Genomic DNA, 21,805 nt, shown 5'->3' with positions numbered 1-21,805 from the left:
TCACGCAAACGGTTCGTGCCCATCGCCAAGCTTCGAGGCCCCCTTGAAGCGACCGGACAGGCCTCCGCATCCATCACGATCCGGAGCTGTCAATAATCGCGAAATGGCCCGCGAGGCTCAGCTTGCTCCATCTCGGTCTGCCAGGCATGCAATCGTGCTTGGACCGCCCGCGCCGCATCGGGAAACTCCTCCGCCAGATTATGGCGTTCCGCCGGGTCGTTGCTCAGATCGAACAACCCTTGAGCCGTGTCTCCCATATGCACCCACTTCCACTTACCGACGCGTGCGGCCAGCAGTTCCTTGCGTTGCCAAAACATTTCGCTCCTTGGAGAGTTCGCTTGTCCGCGCAAGACAGGCCACCAGTCAAAGCCATCAAGGATCAAGTCAGGCGGCAATGAAACATTGCATGCAGCCGCAAGGCTGGGTACCAACTCTAGCGATGAGAGAAATGCATCGGACACGGCATTGGCAGGAACGCCGCCAGCGGGCCAGCGCACGATACAGGGAACGCGTATTCCTCCCTCCCAGGTCTGCCCCTTATGTCCGCGCAACGGGCTATTGTCTGCGCCACCGCTACCTCCGTTGTCGGAAAAGAAGATCACGATGGTGTTGTCCAAGGTGCCTTGCGCTTCAAGATTGTTCAGCAGGCGGCCAATTTCAGCGTCCATGCAGGTTACCGCAGCTCGGTAGTCTCGCTTCTTGGCCGCCGCAGTCACCACCTCCGCTGCCCCGCCATAGCGATAATTGTCTACCGAACGGAACTCTTGGAGAACTGGTGGGTAAAGCGTCTTGAACTCCTCAGGTGCCTGAACGGTGGAGCGGAGCTTGGGATCAAGTGACGAGGACATGTGAGGAGCATTGAAGGGCACATAGAGCAGGAAGGGGGTATCGTCGCCGGTTGTGTCCAAGAACCGCAACGCCTCGCGAGCGAATAGGTGCGTGCAATACTCGCCTCGATCCTCCACGGTCGGCGTTGCATTGCGGTACATGCTGGGGACGCCGTAGCGTTCATGGGTAAAGTAATCGATCCCCGTATTTACGAACCCATAGAAATCGTCAAAACCTCGGGAGGTAGGTAAAAAACGTTTAAGCGTTCCTAGATCCCATTTACCATAAATTCCGGAACGGTAGCCACCGGCGGCGAGCAACTCCGGCAATAACACTTCACGCTCGTCCATGCCACCAATGCGTTCGAACGTTACCGCATACTCGCTAGAGGAGTATCGGTGGCCATAGTCGGGAGCCTCATTGCGAATCATGTCGTAAATTCCGTTCCGCTGTGGATAGCGGCCGGTGAGCAAAGCAGCTCGGGAAGGAGTACAGGCAGGCCAGGCAACATAGTAGTTGGTCAACCTCGTTCCTTCGGCGGCCAGTCGATCCAGGTTGGGAGTCAGAATCCCATTGCCCAACATCCCTAGGTCGTTGTATCCCTGATCATCCGAGACGATCAGAAGAATATTGGGAGGCGATTGAGCCGGGGCAATCTGGAGCGTTGCAGCAACGAGAGCAATTGCACCTATCCACGCAACGACTCCAGGTCCTCCCCATAAGCTTCGGGCTCGAGCACACACTCGCAATCGGCAATGCATATGGAACTGTCCCTAGTAAGTGATGACTGGTAAGTGATGACTGGTAAGTGGGCAAAGGCGAAGTGCGTGATGAAACGCTTCCTAGCATCGGTAGTGTGGAGCTCCAACTGGTCCCTGTTGGATTTTCTCAAATAGGAAACCGACTCGAAAATCTGGAAAAGCGGTTTCAACAGCGACCTACACACGATGCTTCACTTTCCCCAACAAACTGCTTCCCCAACAAACTGCCACGTGTTGAGTGGGTCAAGTTGAATTCCAACACTAACGCCTGGCCTCATGGCACACGTCATTCAATACCATTGATAGGCATACTGAAAAAACGCATCGATGGCTCGATCTCCGGAGCCCGGCTCGCTTGCGTACGGTTCCCATTTGGCAGCGTTATCCTCCAATCCCTTGGACAACAAATACTCGGCGGCCTGAAAGTGCTGCCAAGCTGGGGCATCTTCCCCCTTGGCAACACGCTCAACTGCATCATGCTCGAGCCAAGGACTCGCATGCCCAGCTTCCGAGGTCCAATAATTGTAGGTCGCTGCACTTCCCGGTGATGCCGTGCTTTGCGAACGCACCAGGGCCAATTCGCTGGCCCAGCTTGCCATCATTGCGCGAACTCCCTCTCGAATTGCAGGATTTTCACAATCGATCAATCGCAATAGCGGCAACATCCCTTCGGCAGAAGTGCGATGGGCGACAATCTGCACCGAAGAGGCAAGATTCCCTTGCAACACTTGGCGTACATTTGCTTGCTGCACCAGCCAATCTACCGGCAATACGGCGTATACTACCACGGCCATTACCGGCACCCACAACTGTCGATGCAACAGCCAGACAAAACTGCGCTGACGATGGATTTTGTAGACGACTAGCAAGAAACCGACCGCAACTGATGAAATTCCAAGCACACCAATGACACGCATGCGCGTCATCCCATTGAAATCTACATAGATGTACAGTCGATAGAGAATCGCAATCGTTAACACGAGGTTTTCGACCGACCACACCCACGCAAGCCTTTTCAGTTTACCAATTCGCGGATCGAGCAGAGTCCTGCGTTGGAAGATGGTGGAGAGAGTCAGCGTGGAAAGCGCCAGCACTACGGTCAACCAAAACGCGCCTTGGTGGGCGTAGCCTGCATAGTAAAAGTCGTCAGGAAGCTCTCGAAACCAGAGAGTTGAAAACTCAAAGATCAAGTAGACACCGAACAGGAGGATCACGCACAGCAGCGTATTGAAATACGCTGCAAAGAGCGCCATCTTGGCCGGAGATTGTGGTTGTGCTTCGCTGCTCTTTTCCGAGAGCAGCTTCGCACGCAACGGATAAAGCAGGCCCAGCATGGTCAGCCCGCTGAACAGCCAGAATAAGGTCTCATCGACACCAATTCCATCGATGAGGCTTTGTACCTTCAGCAGCACGTCATTCATGCGGTTGGAAAGCGACTTCAGCAAGTCGGGATTCGCGAGTACGAACAGCGTACCAAATACGAGGACCACTACGACAGGCAACAGCACGGCGGTATTGACCAAGGGCACCACTCGGCCCGACTGGGGTGACAGACGCCCCAAGCGATAGCCGCACACGCGCCGGAGGCTGCCCGCAATCATCAAACCGATGAACCCCAAGAGTTCTGGTAAAAACGGCGCGGTGCCACTGAGCGACATTGCATAACCAACCGTCAATAGCAACCCGCAAGCGATCTGCAGCCAGCTACCACACCACACGAGCTTAAAGGCCACGAGCACGAGCACCCCAGCAATGAGCAGAGCACTCATCTTGTGCCCCCAAGAACGCTTGGCCAAGCCGAGGAACAGGATGACAACCAAGAACAGCCCCGCCCAAGCAAAGTAGCTTCCGACTTGGTACAACAGCCAATCGGTGGCTGCAACCCAACAGAGAAGAAGGCCCCCGTCTCGCAACAGACTTCGCCCCGCCACGATCTCCAGTGTTGAAGCGGTGCTACTGCTTGCGTCTACGGGAGAATCCTCTTGCTCATCCACCAAATCTGCTTGAAGCACTTCAGACATTTCGTCCCTCCTCATCTCGATCTCGCAAAATCTACGAAAACTCATCCCGCAGGAGTAACCTCAATAGCCTGCCGGCAGGCTTAAACCTTTCCGGCAATGAAAGCACTACTGATCGGGAACGACAGTCTTCAACTTGCGTTTATAGAGAACGAAAATCGAAAGGTTTTTTGGACACATCTCGGCGCCTCATCAATACAGATCAATCTGCGACTGACGCCTCAAGTATTGCCCAACCAGTTTGCCACGGTAACCGATTGCCAATTCCAACGCGTTGCAGCAGCAGCACTAGGCGGCGGCCCCAAAATTGGTTTCCTAAGCAATATGGGAGTGAGGAAACGCGCAGTTCTAAAGGGTAAAGTTGAGCGAGAAGTGTCCCTCGTTCGGGCGATATGCTTCTATCGTAAATTGCTCGGTTGTGCCACGCAAGCATTTGGTAGGTAAGTCGTAGCATTGTCTGGCGTGCGTCCAAAATTCGAAATGGTTGTGTGCTGAGACCGGAAATCGACTATGCTACAGAACCAGCCTTTTGACACCTGCCCAATGTTTTCCCGCCACCAATTTGCAGCCCCCATGCAATAAATCATGAACCAGGCCTCTCATTGTTCATCGCTTGGCAGCATCGCTAGTGTGCTGCTCTTTCTGATTTCCTCGCACAGTCTGCCATTGCGTGCGGGCGAACCGCCGGTGGACTTCGTACGCGACATTCAGCCTCTCTTTGAAACTCATTGCTACGCTTGCCATGCGGCGGAAAAGCAGAAGAGTGGCCTACGGTTGGATATCAAAGCCGAAGCGTTCCAGGGAGGCGACGGCTACGGCCCCTTTGCAGTGGCTGGCGCACCGGATGAAAGTCCCATCTTTCAACTGATGACCGAATCAGATGCGGATATGCGCATGCCGCCCAAGGGACCTGGACTTACTCCGGAGGAAATTGAGACGGTTCGCCGGTGGATTGTTCAGGGGGCCCACTGGCCCGATGGCGTTGACACCGCGAAGCTGGTCGACCTTCGAGACCATTGGGCGTTCCACCCACTCCATGCAACAACACCACCTCCCGTGGCAGACGGTCTGGCTGAATTCGCCTCTTGGCCTAACAACGCCATCGACCATTTCATTCTTCATCGTCTCGAACAAGCAGAACTGACTCCCAACCCCGAAACGGACCGATTAACCTGGTTGCGTCGAGTCTCTTTTGATTTGACCGGCTTGCCTCCGACCCCGGAGCAAATCGCGGACTTCGAGAACGACCGCAGCAATCACGCTTTCGAATCGGTAGTGGATGAGCTGCTCGCCTCACCGAGATACGGCGAGCGATGGGGGCAACACTGGCTGGACGTTGTTCGCTATGCCGACACGCACGGGTTCGAGGTGAACACAGAACGCGCTAACGCTTGGCCCTATCGCGACTACATCATCGATGCATTTAATCGCGACCAGCCTTACGACCAAATGATTCGTGAACAGTTGGCTGGCGACACTCTAGGGAAAGATGCTGCAACTGGGTTCCTGGTCACTGCCGCTGTTCTGTTGCCCGGGCAAATCGGAAAGGACGACGCCTCGAAGCGACTTGCTCGCCAAGATGCTTTGGATGAAATTGTGATCAACACGAGCGAGGCCTTTTTGGGGCTGAGCGTCGGCTGCGCTCGATGTCACGATCACAAGTTTGATCCGATCTCCCATCGGGAATACTACGCTATGCAGGCGTTCTTCAGTGGCGTGGATTACGGTGAACGTGACTGGCGGAGCCCTGCAACGAAATCTCGGCTTGCTTCGGTCCAAAATCACCAACAAGACTTGGCTGAAATTGACGTTCAACTGCAGGCGCTAACACAACAACTGGCGGCATCTTCGGTCATCTTCGATTCAGCCGAGAGCAGCCTCAATTCCAGATTCAATGAAGTAGCCGTAGCACCTCAACCTGCCCGGTGGGTCAAATTCATCATTCACGATGCGAACGTGCATCCCAGTTTGGGCCTCATTGAGCCCTGTATTGACGAATTCGAGATCTATGCTTCCGGCAGCAACACCAACTTGGCGCTTGCCACACAGGGCACCCGGGTAACCGCCTCGGGAAGTCGCCCTTCCGCCTCGCACCAACTAGCACACGTCAATGATGGGCAGTATGGCAATAGTCGCAGTTGGATGTCGGATGAAAACGGCAAGGGCTGGTTGCAGTTTGAACTACCTGCAGAGGTGAACATCGAACGCGTTGTTTGGAGTCGCGATCGCGAGGCGCAATTGCAGGATCGCACGCCACTGGCCTACACGCTTCAAATTGGCACTTCGCCGGACGAGCTTGTCACCGTCGCCAGCGTGCTGACAGCACCCGCCTTTCAAGACGCAATGGCCCACTGGAATTTCTCAACGGAACAGCAGGCTGGTATTCAAGAGCTTTTGGATCGACGAGCGGACATCGCTGGGCGCATCGCGGAACTCGCAGCGGTTCCGAAAGTATATGCTGGGGTCTTCAAAGCCCCTGAGCCAACGCATCTTCTGCTTCGAGGCGATCCAGAACAACCCGCGGATCCAATCTTTCCCCATACGCCATCTGTCCTCGGGGAAGTTGCATTGCCCTTTGATGCGGGGGACCAGACAAGACGGACCACTTTAGCCAACTGGATTTCGCAGGCTGAACATCCTTTGACCGCTAGAGTTATGGTGAATCGATTATGGCAGTGGCATTTCGGAACAGGCTTAGTTGCGACCCCTAGCGATTTTGGTTGGAATGGTGCATCGCCCACCCATCCCGAGCTTTTGGACTGGTTGGCCGAGCAATTCATCGACGCGCGATGGTCGATCAAAACTTTGCAGCGGAAAATTGTTCTTTCAGCGACCTATCGACAATCGAACCAGGTCACGCAGCAGGGTGCCGCACGCGATGCCGACGTGACCCTCTTGTGGCGGTTCCCTTCACGGCGGCTGGAAGCAGAGGCGATTCGCGATTCAATGCTCTTTACCAGTGGCCGGCTTGAAATGTCGGTGGGGGGGCCCGGGTTTGATCTCTTTCGCTCTCGTGGTGGTCTGAACGGATTTCCGCCCATCGAGTCATTTTCCGCAGAGGGGCGGCGGCGCATGATCTATGCACACAAAGTTCGAATGGAACGGGAGTCGGTGTTTGGTGCATTTGATTGTCCAGACGCTGGACAGAGTACTGCACGTAGACGCCAATCCACCACTCCCATCCAGGCGCTGAATTTATTCAACAGTCGCTTTACCTTCGACGAATCAGAAGCCTTCGCCCAACGTGTCGAATCGGAAGCTGGCCCTCAATTGCTCACACAGGTGCAACTGGCATTCCAGTTGGCCTATGGACGTGAGCCTTCGGAAGCGGAGCTACTGGACGCTGCTCAATTTGCAGAGCGGCAGGGCGTACCAGCCTTGGCTCGAGTCTTGTTCAATAGCAATGAGTTTCTGTTCATCCCCTAACACCCCTCTATCGCAACGACTACCGAATAAGCATGACCGCACCACCACTCACCAATCGCGGGCGCCACTGGCTCGACCGGCGGAGGTTCCTGGGAGACATGACCAACGGACTGGGCGCTGTTGCCCTGGCAAGCTTGCTGAGCCAAGAGGGAGCGTTGGGTTCAGAAGCTCCTCTCGTTACCGCCATCGATCCCGCCCATCCCTATGCCCCCCGGCCTCCCCACTACCCGGCCAAAGCTCGCAATGTGCTGGTTATCTTTTGTGCTGGTGCCGTTAGTCAGCTAGAGACCTGGGACTACAAGCCGGCATTGATAAAGCACGATGGCACCCCGCTCCCCGGAGGCCCCAAAGTCACCTTCCAAGGACCTGCGGGAGATTTGGCCCGCCCTCAATACCCTTTCCGTCCACGTGGCGAGACCGGTAAGATGGTCTCCGACCTGTTGCCGCACCTCGCTGAATTGACCGATGAGTTCGCGTTCATCCACTCATTGACCAGTAAATCCAACACGCACGGCCCAGCGGAAAATTTCCTGTCCACTGGATTCGTCGCAGACGGCTTTCCCAGTCTAGGTGGCTGGTCGAGCTATGCCCTGGGCAGTGAGAATCAGAACCTGCCGGCCTTTATCGCCATTCCCGATCCACGCGGAGTCCCCCAAGCCAGCGTCAACAACTGGGGGGCTGGCTTCCTACCAGCCGAATTTCAAGGAACCACCTTTAGCTCCGAGAACCCAGTCCGCCACTTGCGACCGGCGGGAGACCTTTCCGCCCAGCAGGATGCGGAAGTCCGAGCCATGCTCCAAAAGGTGAACCAAGCGCACCAGCAACGCCACCCAGGCGATGGGCAACTCGCGGCCCGCATCGCAAGTTACGAATTGGCAGCCCGCATGCAATTGAGCATGCCTGAAATTAGCGACCTGAGTACGGAGCCCGAATACATTTTGCGGAGCTACGGTGCCGATGACACCAACAATGGTACCAAGGCTGCCTACGCGCGCAATTGCATCCTCGCTCGGCGGCTCATCGAACGCGGAGTCCGTTTCGTTCAGCTATTCAACGGAGCATATGCTTCAGGTGGTGAGTTGAATTGGGATGGACACAACAAGCTCAAGGAACAGTACGATCGGCACGCGGGCATCCTAGACCAACCCACCGCTGCACTCATTCGTGACATGAAGTCACGGGGATTGCTCGAAGATACTCTGGTGGTTTGGTGTACCGAATTTGGCCGCATGCCGATGTTTCAGAAAGGTTCTCAGGGACGTGACCACAATCCCGATGGATTCACATGCTGGCTGACCGGGGCAGGTGTTCAGCGCGGGATCAGCCATGGGCAAACCGACGAACTCGGCAGACGTGCCATAGAGGACATCCATCCCCTGTATGATCTAAACGCTACGATTTTGCACTTACTCGGTCTGGACCATGAGCGGCTGACCTTCGAACACAATGGTGTTCAGCGGCGGTTAACCAATGTCGAAGGGGAGGTCATTCACGAAATCCTTAGTTAGCCGCCACTCTAGTCTCGCAGTCCCACAAACTGCGAGAGAGACATCTAGAGCCATTGCTTCCGCTTCAAATAGTACACCAAGCCTCCTCCAGTGCAGGCCATCAGCAAGACGGCAAAAGGGTAACCCAACGACCAGTGCAATTCCGGCATATTTAAAGGCGAAACATCGGAATCAAAATTCATGCCGTAGACCCCCGCAATGAAGCTCATGGGGATAAAGATCGTGGCGATTATGGTCAGAACCTTCATGACATCGTTGGTTTTTTGTCCAAGCTGGGCAAAATAGAGTTCTCGCAATTCACCACATGTTTCGCGGTAAGTGTCCGCATCTTCTATCAAGCGAGTGATATGGTCTAAGCAATCTCGCAAGAACAGAAGGGTGTCCTCTTCGATCAAAGAGCTGCGTTCACGCAGTAGCGTATTCAGGGCATGCCGATGTTGTTGAGCAACCTTGCGTACGCTCAACAAATCAGCGCGAATGTGATGCAAACGCTTGGGGATATCGTGGGGCAAATCCTCATCAATTTCATCGCTAATTCCCCCCAGCAACCGATCGAAGTGTTCGAGCACTGGAAAATAGCCATCAATCACGGCGTCGATGATTGCATACGCTAGGTAATCCGCCCCACGTGAGCGAATCCGCCCCATGCTTTTGACTAAGCGCTCCCGCACGGGATTGAGGCAGTCACCGTTGAACTCCTGGAACGTGATGACCAGTCCGTCTAGCAAGAACAGACTAACTTGCTCGGTTTCAAATTGATCGGTGACGTGCGGCATGCGGAGGATAATGAATAGGTTATTGTCGTACGCCTCGCTCTTTGCCAATTGGCCGACGTTTACGACATCCTCAAGTGCAAGGGGATGCAAACCGAACTGAGCGCCGATTTCTTTGAGCAATTCAACGTCAGCCAGCCCGTCGATATTGAGCCACGTGACTGGACGCGGGGGAGAGGTGGACAATCGGCCTGCTTCTAGGTTGGACGCTTCCGTCGCGTCGTCGCTGCCAGCAGTACGTCTGGGGCGCATACGCACCAAATGCTGTTTGGCAGCCAAATGCTGTTGCAGTTCTGCAGCAGATTCCAGCTGCCGATCCTCATGCTTGAGGCGGGAAAATTCAATTGCCCGGGCTCGGCTATCGTGAGCAAACTCGTGTTGGACCAAACTTCCTGGCACCGCTCCCACTAAAGCGTGATTCTGCTTAGTCCGTCGACGCAGCGCCTTCTTGAAACCGCGAAATGAATTCATGATAAGACCTTTGTGACGAGCGGCAGGCATGAGCAGAGCAAGGCGTGCGAGTGCCGCCTCTTAGGCCGCTCGCGCACTGACTTCTCTTTCCGCCGGCTCGCGCAACTTGGACAGCAGCGGCTGAAGGGATTCGACACTCTTGATGTGCAGATCTCGCTGAGGAAATGCGATCTCGATCTTGAAGCGTTGGAACTCACGCACAATTGCAAGGTTTAACTCATTCACGACCTCGATGTAGAGATCGCGTCTGGGAATAAAGACTCGCAACTCCAGGTTGAGTGTACTGTCTCCAAACCCCTTGAACAGAGTCGATGGTGCAGGCTCTTGCATCACAAAGGCGCTGCGTTTCGCAATTCGCAAAAGGATCGCCTGCGTGCGATGCACATCGGTACCATAAGCGACTCCAATCGGCAGCACCACACGGCTAATCGGATCGCTGAGTGTCCAGTTGATCACATTATCAGTGATAAACGTCTTATTGGGAACGATCAACTCACGGCGATCAAAGTCGGTAATGGTCGTTGCCCGCATACGCATCCGCGTGACATTGCCCGTAATATCTCCCACGGTCACCAAGTCGCCCGCTCGAATTGGGCGTTCGAAAAGAATAATGATACCACTCACCAGATTGGCGAAGATCTCCTGCAATCCAAACCCCAGGCCCACAGTCATAGCGGCGGCTAACCACTGCACGCTACTCCATGAGAGACGAATGAAATGACAGGCCACCAGCAGCCCAGCTAGCGTGGCCGCATAGCGTACTAGTATTCCAACTGCTTGGCGGCCACCTTGATCAATTGGCAAGCGTTCCAATACCGTCAATTCCAGCAGGCTAGGAATTCTTCGCCCTACACTGAAAGTAGCCGCGCAGATGGCAAACGCCATCAGGATGTCGGTTAGAGTTGTTGGAATGCGTCGGTCAAACGTGGTGAGTGCTTCGCGCCCGTTTTCGTCGAGGGAAACTTCCGTTACTTTCTCGATATTCGTCCAAAGTTCGAACTGGTCTAGGATTCTTAATGCCGGCAGCACGCTGTCCCAAATAAACCATCCACAGAAAAGTAATCCGATGACGGCTGCGTACCGCATCAAATCTCGGAATTGTTGGTAGGAATCCTGCTGTGGTTTTGCAGCATCTCCCAGAATTTCATCCTCGTCGAACAAGTCGGACTCGCCGCCTGCACCTTCTTGATCCTGGAGAATAACATCGGCAAGATGCTCGGGTTGCGTCGGTTTGGGCTGACGCAGACGGTCATTATGCGTCTTTACATCCAGCCAACTGAGCAGCATGCTGTGCAAAAGAATGACTGCCGCCACGGTGCCTCCCGTCTCAGCCAGACGAGCGGAGAGCTGGTAGGCGGAGAAATGGTAACCCACGAGTGAAAGAATAGCCAACGCCAGCGGAGAGAACGTGGCGAAGAGCCATATGGGGATACGCAGCGAGTGAAGGATGCCTGGGCTGGGAATCGCAAAGTTCGACGGCCCGGCCTTGAGCTCCTCAGCGGTGTCGGTAGCTTGGCTATTCAGTAGGCGACCTTTGGGGCGGGTCAACAGACCGAGCTGGACGCTGCACAGCACCATGGTTGCTACAAAGAGCAAGCGTTCGAAGGCTTTCATGTCGCTCAATTCACTAAATTGCGACAATTGCAGAAAGGCTAGCAGTGGCGTCCCAATCAACAGAGTGAACTCGAGTGTATTGCGAACAGAGGCAGTCGAATCCGCGGGCCAATTGAAGAGTTTTTCGCCAATCCCCTTGCGTCGGCACACTTCCCGCATCAATTCGCACCCCCACAGGAACATCACGGCGGTGAGGCAGGAATCCCCCACCGCTTGCGTCCAAGGGCTCGCGCTGGCTGCGACCTTCAATCGCATGCCGATGGCTAAGAGGAGGACGGGCCAGCGTGCAGCCATCACGGCAGCAATGGCAATGGCCCCAATATTTTTGCGAAAGGAATCGACTTGCCCGGGCAGAGCAGGCTCGCACAGTTGTGTCTGGATTGCCAGCAGCCGCGCCCGACCGAGCAGCAGCAGCATGAACAGCGAGAAAGCGGCAAAACCAGCGGCCGGCCGACGGAGGACTTCTCCACCAGCAACCTTGAACGCCTCTAGCCAGCGACGTGGACTGAGGATGTTGGCTGCCCCCTTCCAGGATCGCGCCAAATCAGCGGAACTGACCGGCTCAGCGCTGCGAATCCACATGACCCGTTGGTCGAGATACTCGCGGAACTCTTCCACTTCGTCGTGGAGCGTTTGATTAGCGATTTCCAGCTCATTGAGGTCGCTCAAATAGGTGCCTTGGTCCGTCCAGGCTTTATTCAAAAAGTCGCGTCGATCATTGAGCAGGCGAGTCAGAACCTCCAAAACAGATTGCTGATCGTAGTCACCCAATGACTCGCGAAACGAACTGAGCAGTTGAGTCGCCATTTCGGCTGGATCGGACATCTGATTGCGGAGCTGGTTGAACTCCATCAATCGCAAGTGCGCTTCCGGCATGACCTTCTGCACAAACTTTGCCCGTTCATGGAACTCTCGGTCCGGCGGCAATTCGTCCCGCTGCTTGAGGAGCAGTACGCCAGTCGAGGAGGTCGCGCCGGCATGGTCCACCTTGTTCTTCAAGTCGGCAAAGGCGTCAGAGATTTCTAAACTTGCCTCGCGCAAGCGTTTGATGGTTTTCGAACTACGCTCAATATCAGCTGCAGTTTGAATCCGACGTTCGGCGATTTCGGCATTCTGATTCGCCAGCGACTTGAGAGCGGGATGTGAGTTCTCGGCGACGAGACGTGCTTCGGTAGCTTGCCGACGCGATTCCTCCTTGCGCCAAACATCGACAGCTGATTGCCAAGTCTGCAAAAGCTTCTTGCTGAAGTTGTGGCTCCGGTTGTACAAATCTCGTTGCATGGGCAACAGTTCGGTCACGGACTCAAGTCGCGATTGCTCTAACTTGAGCGTCGACAATTGTTGTTGTCGCGCTTGGATCCGGGCTTGCTGCTCGAGCCGCTTGACCCGCACAGGCACTTCTGCCCCCACCAGTGTGGAGAGCTGTTGCTTCGCATCGGCCAGTCGTTTTTCGAGATCGATGCTCTCCTTGCTGATTTCAGCCAAACGTTTGGAGCGGTTCTCGGTCTCAGCTTCCTTTTCGCGCAGCGCCTTTTCATCGACTTCCACTTGATGTCGCAGCTCGGTCAGCTTGCTTTCCAACTGGGGAATGGTTACTCCATCGGGAAATTCAACGACGATCGGAGTTGTTGGTTTAGCCAATTCCGCCTGCACTGAGTTGGCAAGCTCCGGCAGGGCTGCCAATTCCTTTTCAAATTCATGCAGGCGTTTCGCGGAAACCTGCTCACTTTGCAGCCATTCGTTGGCTTTGTTCAGCCTTTCGATCAGGTCCTTTTTTACCTCAGCAGGTTGCTCGGACAACGCTTCGACCGCCTGCAATTCCTGGGCTACTCTCTCTGGCTTTAGACGCTCCTCCACGCCGGTGGACAAAGCCCTATCGGATGAAGTCGCTGGCGTACCGGCGGAGGATCTCAAGCCGGCATTCGGTGATGCGATATTGCTGGCGAGCAGATTCGCTGCGGGTCCGGATGGGCCGTTCAACACGGCAGGACCTTGCCCATATACCGTCGAGCAGAGACGTCCATCACAGAAGCAAAATACAACCAGGAGGCAGCTGAACAGACTCTTGGGCGATAGCATAGAATTGTACTTTAGATAAGTGAATTGACGAATCTACAGTACTGAAATGATATTAGAGGTACTAGATCATTCTCCTTCGCTAGGCCTCTGGGCCGCTCCGGACACCCACCGTTTCAACCCCCATCGACGCATCCCATTAGGGGATACCGTTTCAGTTATGGCGGATTCTCAGCCGCAGGATCGGCGGTTAATCTCGACTAACTCACCCAATCCAAAACATGCCAGGACGAGAACTCCAGAATGCAGCCGGAACTGGCCCCGCAAGCGATCCTGCCCCCCAACTGCTCCAATCGTTGCAACTTACCGTCGAGCAGTGCTAGCAAGTGGGTTTTAAACGCAAGAGTCTCGTTAGGCGTAACCAAGGGCGTATATTTCCAAGACGATTTGAGGCAACCTATCCGAGTTATGTTGCGTTGAATCCTCCCCATACGGAGGCACCCGTGTGGTCAGCCCCCCTCCTTGACTATATCCTCGCATTGTAAGTCTGACCGCCATGTTCAGCGGAACTCAACAACTACCTGCAGTCCCCGAGCCGCCCCGGCTGCTGACAACTCGCAGAGTATCCAACACGCTACTTGAGGATCCACTTCCTCGTACTTTTCTTCGAACCGAACTTGGTGATCCGCAAGATCAATTCCCAGCCCGTGCAATTCTCGTGATTTAGTGTAAGCCCAATGTCGAGTAGCCCATACTCAGCTTCTGACGGCTTGCACCAAGATACGGTCCGAACCCCGCCAGTCGCAAATCTGAACGAATTGATCCTCGATTCGAGCGATCGGTGGTTGCAACAACTAACCGTTCGACTCGATTCCATCGATCGCGCAATGCGCCAAATCGATAGCGGCTCGACGCATTATCCAGTGGACGATTCGCTGCAGCTCCAACTGCAGGAACTCCGGACCCAGGTGGTTCGCGCCGCTCGTGAGCTGCACATCTCGCAGCAACAGGTTCAGGAACTCGCAGGCAACTTAGCCGATGCTCGACAACGAACCAAGTCTTTAACTAGAGAGTTATCACACTCCCAGCAGTTGCTGTCCGAAGCGCGTTCCCTGCCAGGCGCTTCTCCTGCCGAAATAGCGAGAATGGACTTGCTGGCTAGCGCGTTCCACAATGCAACAGAAGGCGCAGCTGTCTTAACTGCGGACGGCACCATTGTGGAAGCCAATCCGCGTTTCATCGAGATGTTTGATAGTGGCCCCACGAATAGCCCCGGTCTGACCAATATTCTGGCTGCATTCGGAGCGACCTTCTCGGCAAGACTACAGCAGGTCAGCGGTGGAAAAACGTGGAGTGGCAAGATTCCCACCCACCAAGTCGGCTTGGGACAACGCTGGTATTGGGTTTCACTCGGTCCGAATAGATGTGAGGGAACCAAGGAACCCCACATCATCGCCTTGTTCTCCGATGTGACTCAGCTAGAGGATTCCCAGCAAATCCTCAAGCAGCAGGCCTTGCATGACAACCTAACGGGTTTACCCAACCGGCGCTACTTCCGAAACTACGTCGATGAATTGGTTTGCAATCAATCCAATGCAGAAAACTCGTTCACCGTATGCTTTCTAGACTTAGATGATTTCAAAGGGGTCAATGATTCGCTCGGTCACGGCACCGGAGATGAGCTATTGGTCGAAGTCGCTCGTCGGCTTTCGACTGCGATTGGTCATAACGCCTTCATCGCGCGCTTCGGTGGTGATGAGTTTGCAGCGGTATTCCCGAAACGTCGCGACCGGGATCTCAATATTGACGATTCGATTCAAAGCCTGTTCGCTGCCTTTATGGACCCGATCCTCCTTGGGGCCAACGAAGTTGCGGTGGGGCTTAGCTTGGGAATTGCAACCTATCCGCAGGACGGGCTAGATGCCGACTCCCTTATGTCTTGTGCAGACATTGCCATGTACTCGGCCAAGGCAGCAGGCAAGAATCAGGTTTGCTCCTTCGATAGCAAGATGCAACAGCAGGTGGATCACCGACACTTCATGCGTTCCGAATTGCGCACGGTGCTCGATGGAGGAGGAATTTCCTTAGCCTTCCAACCCAAAGTTTGCGCCCATACCGGTGCCATGCGTGGCTGCGAAGCGTTGGCGCGCTGGCAGCGTCCAGATGGCTCCATGGTCTCACCTGCAGAGTTTATTCCGATTGCGGAACAATCGGGAACGATTCTTGCATTGGGCGAGTTGGTGATCAGCCAGGCGTTGGAGACGTGTGCAGCCTGGACAGAGCAGCAACGGGATCTATTCCCAGTGGCGATCAATATCTCCCCCCAGCAACTCAGATCAGTCCACTTTGTTGATCGCCTAATGGCACTGCTCGCAGAATTCGGTGGGAGCCCCCACTGGATTGAATTGGAATTCACCGAGAATGCGATCGTCGAAAACATCAAACATGCCATCGAAACGATCGATCAACTCCGAGCACTTGGATTCAAAATCGCGATTGACGACTTTGGGACGGGCTATTCATCCTTAGGCTACTTGCGGTTCTTTGGCATTGACACTCTCAAAATAGATAAGTCTTTCGTCTCGGAAGTAGCCACCGACCGAAACTGCGCAGCGATTGCGAATTCCATCATTTCGCTGGGCAAAGGGCTGGATCTCACCATTGTTGCGGAAGGGGTCGAAACCGCCCAACAGCAACAGTATCTAGCTCAAGCGGGATGCGATCTCGTGCAGGGATACTTGGTCGGGCGGCCGATGGCGAAAGTGGATATCGAGCAGTGGCTTGAACGACGGCTACTCTCAAGCGACAGCTAAAACGCTACGATTTGTTCATCATTGGGAATTGCGATGTGCAACTCTTCACGTTGCTCCCTGGAAAGCTGCAGGGTGCTTCCGACGATTTCCGCTAAGGGGTTTGTATGAATCAACAAGGTCTGTCGCGGACGAACACGGCGCACGATCTTGGTCACTTCGGATAGCCAGCTATGCCCAGTCCGAACCGCTAACTCTTGATGTTCATCGCCAAAATAGCACTCGTGCAACAGCAGGTCGCACCCATCCAGTTCCCCCACATACTCGGCATCGAGGCGCGAGACAGTGTCGGTAACATAAGCGATTCGCTTACCCTTAGCCTCCAAGATATACCCTAAGGCTCCGCCGGGATGTTCTAGCGGAAACCAGTGCACTTTGGTTTCGCCGATCTGTTTTTGCCCAGTTCCACTGGAGAAGGGCAAGAATTCAAAATCCGGTGGAACCGGAAAAAGGGCTGGAGCGTAAAGATGCTTCTGAACCGCCTCGAGCTTGGCCGCTTCCCCGTGGACGCGAATGCGTTTCAGCGAGGTAACAGCCTGTGCGTCCAACAGGAATGTCAAACCGACGATATGGTCGAGATGCGAGTGGGATAAGATGATGTCCAGTGATTCCTTGGGCTCCGACAGCAAACATTGAGCCAATCGAAATGCGGCGGTGCCCGCATCGAGCACAAGGGACAGTTCGGGCAGATAGTAACATGCCGTGTGTCTGGACGGGCTCGGATGGTAGCCGGTAGTTCCCAGGCAGTGGATATGCATTTACAAGACTAACCGTGCTTGAGTGAAAGAAGCCCCCGTGCTTGAGGTGGCGACCATTCTAGTCCCTATTTTCCATGCAGCACACCCGCCCAAAGTCGTCCCCGTCCGGGGCTTACTGCGCCGTGGGTGGAGCTCCAAAGAGTTTTTCCAGTCCTTTAGACAAGCCTTGCTGAAGGGCGCCTTGGGCCGCACTTTGAATGGTCTGTCGTCCCAATTGTTGCAGGGACTGCGTATCCATTTGAGGCTGGGACAGGGTGCCGCGCATTGGAAATTGCAATGATTTCCCCTTGAGTCCTACCAGCAGCGGTGTTTTCTCGATCCATTTGTCTGGGATCGGCAAATCGGCTTGCAACGCCAGTTGCCCATCAATTCCAACACTACCCGAGGTGGCAATATTGGCATCGCCAATCTTTACGCTTAGATTGCGGTGCGACACCAACCCGTCCACCATCTGAAAATCGATCTGTTGTTCCGGCACATCCAGCCAGACCTTTTGACTGCTCACCGCCTGAGTAAAATCCTGCTTGCGGATTGCGTCGAGCTGACGAACTAGGCTGATCAAGCTATTGGATAGTGGGCCGGGCCCCACCTGCGCTTGATGGATCAACAATTTCCCTACCACGGTCTGCCGCTTGGTGTCGGCGGGAGACAAGATCGCTTGATCGAGCTGCAGGCTCAGGCGGCCATCCACGCTGGTCGTCTCCGCCAGCAAAGGCGCCACGTACTTGAGCCACCCCTGGCACATTTCTTCGGTAATCTCCACGTTTTCCAGGACCTTCATTGGCTTCTGATTGATCACCAAATCGGCCGCTGTCAAATCGCTTTGAATGTCCCACCTGAGCTTCCCGCCACTTACCGCTATTTCAGTGGCGGTGGACAGGACGCCCTGCGAAATCTGAATGGGAACGTCAGCCCTCCCCAACTCAATGCCAGCCACACGAGCTTGCTCCCAACCAATCCGGGCCGTGGCTTGCAAGCCAGCTAGGACGGAAGCGGTGGGATCCACTGAACTCGTCCACTGCACTTCAACCGGGACGCTTTGCTGACCTTGCATCTGGAATTGATTCCCAGTCATCGGAACAAGCTTCGTTGACAGCTTAGAACAGTCGTAGACGGCCTGCCCCTTCATAACAACGCTTTGCGTCCCAACGGCCGAAGTCAAATCGGCAGCGTCGGTGGAGGTGCTTCCCCCACGATAGCTGACGTCGCCGTTGTAGCTCAGCCAATCGGTCTGCAGCTGCAAACTATCGACATCGATATTGCCCGTCTCTGCAACCCATCGACCATTGAGCGCTATGCCCAAGGTGGGCTCCGCCCATAACGTCTCCGGAGCATTACTGCCTGCGGATACGCTGGTGACGGCCAACTTGTCCGCATTCGCTTGTAGACGAACTCCAGCCTGCTGCGTGTTGACCTGCCAGGTCAATTGGCCTTGCACGCGCCCTTGTGCGCTAACTTGAGTGGCTGGCACACCGCTCTGTGTCGGCGGTGGCGCAGTGGAACCGACACTCTTCATCAGTCGACCGAGATCGACCAGGAACACTGCTTCGCCAACTCGGCTACCGCTGGAATCGTCGCTGGCCGAATCTCGCGCGCTGATTGAGAAAGAAGTCGCTTGAACCTTGAGATCTTCAATCGCTAACCTGGTCAACTGGCTGGTATCAACCACCCCCTTGAAGCTGCCCACCATCTGGGCTTCGGAAAAACTCATGCTAGGCGTAGCGATTCCGATGGGTTGACTGCGCCAGTTGGCCGCAAAAACTTCGACATGGTTTAGATCGATCCGCCCTTCGACGGCTAGGTTCAGGTTGCCGTCCAAGCTCATTTCCGGGGGCTCCGCCAACCACATCATGGCCCGCCGCTCCCATTTCTTAAGATCCCCTACCAAGTCGATCGTAAAGGCAGCGGGAGGCAACGCCACATCGGGAGCTTCCGGTGTCACCAGTAGCAGCGGCTCGCGTAGGTCCAAAGTCAGTTGTTCGGTATCAGCTTCAAACACAAGTTTGGCTCGCGTCAGGGAATGGGGAACTCCCTCTTTCAACAAGGCGCCCGCTTGAAAGCTTCCCCTCCAAGCTGGCTCTTGCAACTCCCCACCCGCAGTCGACACAATCGTCAGTGGCGTTGTGTCGAGTGTTCCCTCGGCGGCGAGCGTCTGGCCCTCAGCCAAAGTCCAGCCCAAGTTCAATTGCAGTGCGCCGTTCATCGATTCCACTGGAATGTCGACCCACTGACTCAGTCGTTCATGCAACTGTTGCAGATCGAGATTGGTAGAAAATTCGCCCGAGTCGAGCGTACCTTGACCTTCGATGGACATGAAATCGGCCGTAGCCTGAGCTCCGATTTGTGGCCCTTTAGGACCGTCAAGCAGACTGACATCGATTGCTAAGGGTTTATCCCAAACGAGATTTTGGCCGGCTGCAATCGCTTTCAATCCAGCGAATTTCAGACTCGCACGACTATCCGGCGCTGCGGCAGCGTCCAAGGTCTGGGAAACGGCAAATTGAACCTGCCCGGCCAGTAGTTGCGTGCCTTCGCGAACCGGAATCAACGTTTCCGCGGCCTTCACCAAGCGTGGCAGATCGACCGTCCCATTCGCTTCCAGGGTCGCACCACGCAAGAAGGGATCGGCGGCCGACGGAATTGTGAGGGGCCATGGAATCACAGCCTGAGCCGCCGCGTTGGCAAAGTCACAGCTCAAGCTTGCACCGTCAACCCTCAGAAACTGGCCATCGAGCGATGCCTTGCCGGAAAACGAAACGATTTCCAATTGTGCGGGCTGACTCCCAAGCAATTCAGGAGCAACAACCTGGACACTCTGCGTCTGCAGCTGCTGCACGTCGAAATCCCAGCTCTCAGCAGTCGCAATGGTGCCGGAAAGTACTGCCGAAGCTCGGCCCGCTAGCTCATCGATCGGCAACTCGGGCAATCGCGTTCGCACCACATGCCAGAAATCCAAGGGCACTTGGCTCAACTGGGCGCGCAGCCGCAATGCCTGACTATCACTCACCTGTGCAATCTCCGCCGCGATCGTTCCAATGCCACCCGAGACGGTGCCTGAGGCATCTCCCACGCGAGCCTGAAAGGCAATAGGGCCCAGCAGCTGGTCGGCGCTGGGCATCTCGACCGTTGCTTCCTCCAACTCGATCAGCCATTGTTCCGGCCGGCCAGCTTCCATGAGCATCAATTTGGAATTGGTAACTGAGATCGTGCCAGTCAGCGCAGCGCTCGGATCACTGCTTCCAGATGTCTCTTCACTCGAAACCGCCGAAAGCATTGGCTCCAGCGCCATTTCCAGGTTGGTCGTTCCATCCTTGGCCACAACGATCGACTCCGCTCCGTCGATTGCGATGATTCCCAAGTCTTGGCTGTTGAAAATCCAATCCAACAGCCCCTTTTCGGTTTTTAGGCTAGCCACACGTGCGACGACATTTCCCGTTTCGTCCGTCACGGTCAGGCCCGCGATGGACACGGGGGCCCACCATCCAGCCGAGGCTGAGGTGAGATCGATCTTCAGAGGAGCGAGGCCACCAAAGCGGTTGGCTGCACCCACCAAAATCGAACGCTGAGTCAACAAGCGGGGAAGAAAGCCGATCAGCAGCAAGAGGCCGATGAATAGCAGCGTCCCCCAACGGTACCAACGGCGCGGTTTACGTCCACTTTGACGAGAGCTCGAATCACCGTGCTCTTGGTTGTCTCGTGCCATGCCTAGTTCACTCCACCGTGGGAACCCACGGTCATTTTTGAATGCTTCTCAACAACTCCAATTGGGCAGAACTGCCAAAAAGGATTCTCGCAAGCTGAGCGTTTGAGTGCCAGATCGAATTCGCGCAGGAAATTTAAGACGATTGTGAGGACTAGGGGGAATACGGTCAGGGGGGACCGCAAACTGAGCCAACGTGCCCGACATTGCGTTGGGTGATAGTTGCGGTGGCCGCGACGGAGCGTTACATTAACCGCTGAGAAGTCAGTGCCTGGATGGATTCAGAAACCAGAGTGACTCTCTCAATGCAACCCGACTTTTGCCGGCATTGCACCCCCCTCGGGAACTGGATGTTTCGAGCTAATGATCCCCGCGATTCCGAAGTATTAACCACACTAATAATCGCGAGATTGCTAAGAGAATCGAACAAATTCCTCGTCCCAACGAATTTTAAGTCTTCTCTCATTCCCCACGGTTCTGCAAAGGCAATGGTTGCAGGGTTGTTGGAGTTCAAGTGTTGTGATTGTCGTGGTGTCTCTCCCAATATTACTACTAGCCGTCTGTTGGCGAATTGTAGGGATATTGCGCCTCAAAGAACGAGTGCTAGGTCGGCGTCCCAAAGGACGAAACTCAGCTTCCAGTTTATTGAGCCCATGGAGTGTGCGCTGGGGATTGCCCAGTCTGCCAGATTCCGTGCACCAGCAACGTTCCCTGAACTTCGTGCCAACCCTTCGACGACCGAATGCCATTACACAGCCCAGCGGCGAGACCGGGCCTGCTCAGACAGGGTTGCCGCGTGCGCGCTCCAAGCTTGGTCCTGCGATGCGACGCTGCAAAGCGTGGCTAGCTCTACTAGGCTGGCAACCATCAACTTTGGCTGTCCTGGTTGAATCGACACTCAGCGGTAATCGATGCACTCGAAAATCGCTGCGCAGCCGACTTTCCACGTCCCCGATTACGGGCGCATGGAATGCGACTCGAACGATAGTGGTTCGAACGCTGAACTGGAGTGCAGGATGAGGAACTTGGTCGTTGTGGATACGGAAGTGAGCTGGCGGGTTGCCTAGCCAGTCTTGATGTTCTTCTCTTTGCTGCTTGCGTACACGCATAACTGCAAAGAAA

The 21,805-nt window shown here is 55.0% G+C and carries 9 protein-coding genes; 3 read left to right on the top strand and 6 right to left on the bottom strand.

All coding sequences use genetic code 11. From position 1 onward, the window contains the following. Positions 1-89: 89 nt before the first annotated feature. Positions 90-1,589, bottom strand: coding sequence for a sulfatase-like hydrolase/transferase (locus Q31a_RS11190; RefSeq protein WP_145077578.1), 1,500 nt, complete (start codon positions 1,587-1,589; stop codon positions 90-92). Between the two features lie 290 nt (positions 1,590-1,879). Then, positions 1,880-3,610: a DUF4153 domain-containing protein gene (locus Q31a_RS11185; protein ID WP_197356663.1), complete on the bottom strand. Its 1,731-nt coding sequence runs from the start codon at positions 3,608-3,610 to the stop codon at positions 1,880-1,882. A gap of 582 nt (positions 3,611-4,192) precedes the next feature. On the opposite strand from Q31a_RS11185, the gene Q31a_RS11180 reads away from it, so the two are divergent. Continuing rightward, a complete protein-coding gene (locus tag Q31a_RS11180) occupies positions 4,193-7,033 on the top strand; it encodes a PSD1 and planctomycete cytochrome C domain-containing protein (RefSeq protein WP_145077574.1) in 2,841 nt (946 codons plus the stop codon). Between the two features lie 32 nt (positions 7,034-7,065). Continuing rightward, complete coding sequence (locus Q31a_RS11175) at positions 7,066-8,541, top strand: DUF1501 domain-containing protein (protein ID WP_145077572.1); 1,476 nt, start codon at positions 7,066-7,068, stop codon at positions 8,539-8,541. Between the two features lie 44 nt (positions 8,542-8,585). On the opposite strand, the gene corA is transcribed toward Q31a_RS11175, so the two are convergent. Further along, entirely contained in the window at positions 8,586-9,785 is a 1,200-nt protein-coding gene (gene corA / locus Q31a_RS11170) for a magnesium/cobalt transporter CorA (protein WP_231691151.1), read from the bottom strand. Between the two features lie 60 nt (positions 9,786-9,845). Continuing rightward, positions 9,846-13,478: a mechanosensitive ion channel domain-containing protein gene (locus Q31a_RS11165; RefSeq protein ID WP_145077569.1), complete on the bottom strand. Its 3,633-nt coding sequence runs from the start codon at positions 13,476-13,478 to the stop codon at positions 9,846-9,848. Between the two features lie 674 nt (positions 13,479-14,152). Between Q31a_RS11165 and Q31a_RS11160 the strand changes: the two genes are divergently transcribed. Continuing rightward, positions 14,153-16,228 carry a putative bifunctional diguanylate cyclase/phosphodiesterase gene (locus Q31a_RS11160; protein ID WP_145077567.1) on the top strand — a complete coding sequence of 692 codons (2,076 nt, stop codon included), beginning with the start codon at positions 14,153-14,155 and terminating at the stop codon, positions 16,226-16,228. Here the strand turns inward: Q31a_RS11160 and Q31a_RS11155 are convergent. Both Q31a_RS11155 and Q31a_RS11150 read right to left on the bottom strand, forming a co-directional pair. Continuing rightward, positions 16,225-16,983 (bottom strand): MBL fold metallo-hydrolase, encoded by a 759-nt coding sequence (locus Q31a_RS11155; protein ID WP_145077565.1) that lies wholly within the window; start codon positions 16,981-16,983, stop codon positions 16,225-16,227. The genes Q31a_RS11160 and Q31a_RS11155 overlap by 4 nt on opposite strands. A gap of 112 nt (positions 16,984-17,095) precedes the next feature. Then, a complete protein-coding gene (locus tag Q31a_RS11150; RefSeq protein ID WP_145077563.1) occupies positions 17,096-20,686 on the bottom strand; it encodes an AsmA family protein in 3,591 nt (1,196 codons plus the stop codon). Between the last annotated feature and the right edge of the window lie 1,119 nt (positions 20,687-21,805).

The organism is Aureliella helgolandensis (genome assembly GCF_007752135.1).
GTDB lineage: Bacteria > Planctomycetota > Planctomycetia > Pirellulales > Pirellulaceae > Aureliella > Aureliella helgolandensis.
The sequence above is the reverse complement of the archived record's forward strand: the minus strand, read 5'-3'. Positions and strand labels throughout refer to the sequence as shown.

Excerpts from the sequence above, each read along its gene's own strand:
- Q31a_RS11180 (WP_145077574.1), top strand. The coding sequence starts at position 4,193 with ATGAACCAGGCCTCTCATTGTTCATCGCTTGGCAGCATCGCTAGTGTG.
- Q31a_RS11185 (WP_197356663.1), bottom strand. The coding sequence starts at position 3,610 with ATGTCTGAAGTGCTTCAAGCAGATTTGGTGGATGAGCAAGAGGATTCT.
- Q31a_RS11175 (WP_145077572.1), top strand. The coding sequence starts at position 7,066 with ATGACCGCACCACCACTCACCAATCGCGGGCGCCACTGGCTCGACCGG.
- Q31a_RS11150 (WP_145077563.1), bottom strand. The coding sequence starts at position 20,686 with ATGGCACGAGACAACCAAGAGCACGGTGATTCGAGCTCTCGTCAAAGT.
- Q31a_RS11165 (WP_145077569.1), bottom strand. The coding sequence starts at position 13,478 with ATGCTATCGCCCAAGAGTCTGTTCAGCTGCCTCCTGGTTGTATTTTGC.
- Q31a_RS11190 (WP_145077578.1), bottom strand. The coding sequence starts at position 1,589 with ATGCATTGCCGATTGCGAGTGTGTGCTCGAGCCCGAAGCTTATGGGGA.
- corA (WP_231691151.1), bottom strand. The coding sequence starts at position 9,785 with ATGAATTCATTTCGCGGTTTCAAGAAGGCGCTGCGTCGACGGACTAAG.
- Q31a_RS11155 (WP_145077565.1), bottom strand. The coding sequence starts at position 16,983 with ATGCATATCCACTGCCTGGGAACTACCGGCTACCATCCGAGCCCGTCC.
- Q31a_RS11160 (WP_145077567.1), top strand. The coding sequence starts at position 14,153 with ATGTCGAGTAGCCCATACTCAGCTTCTGACGGCTTGCACCAAGATACG.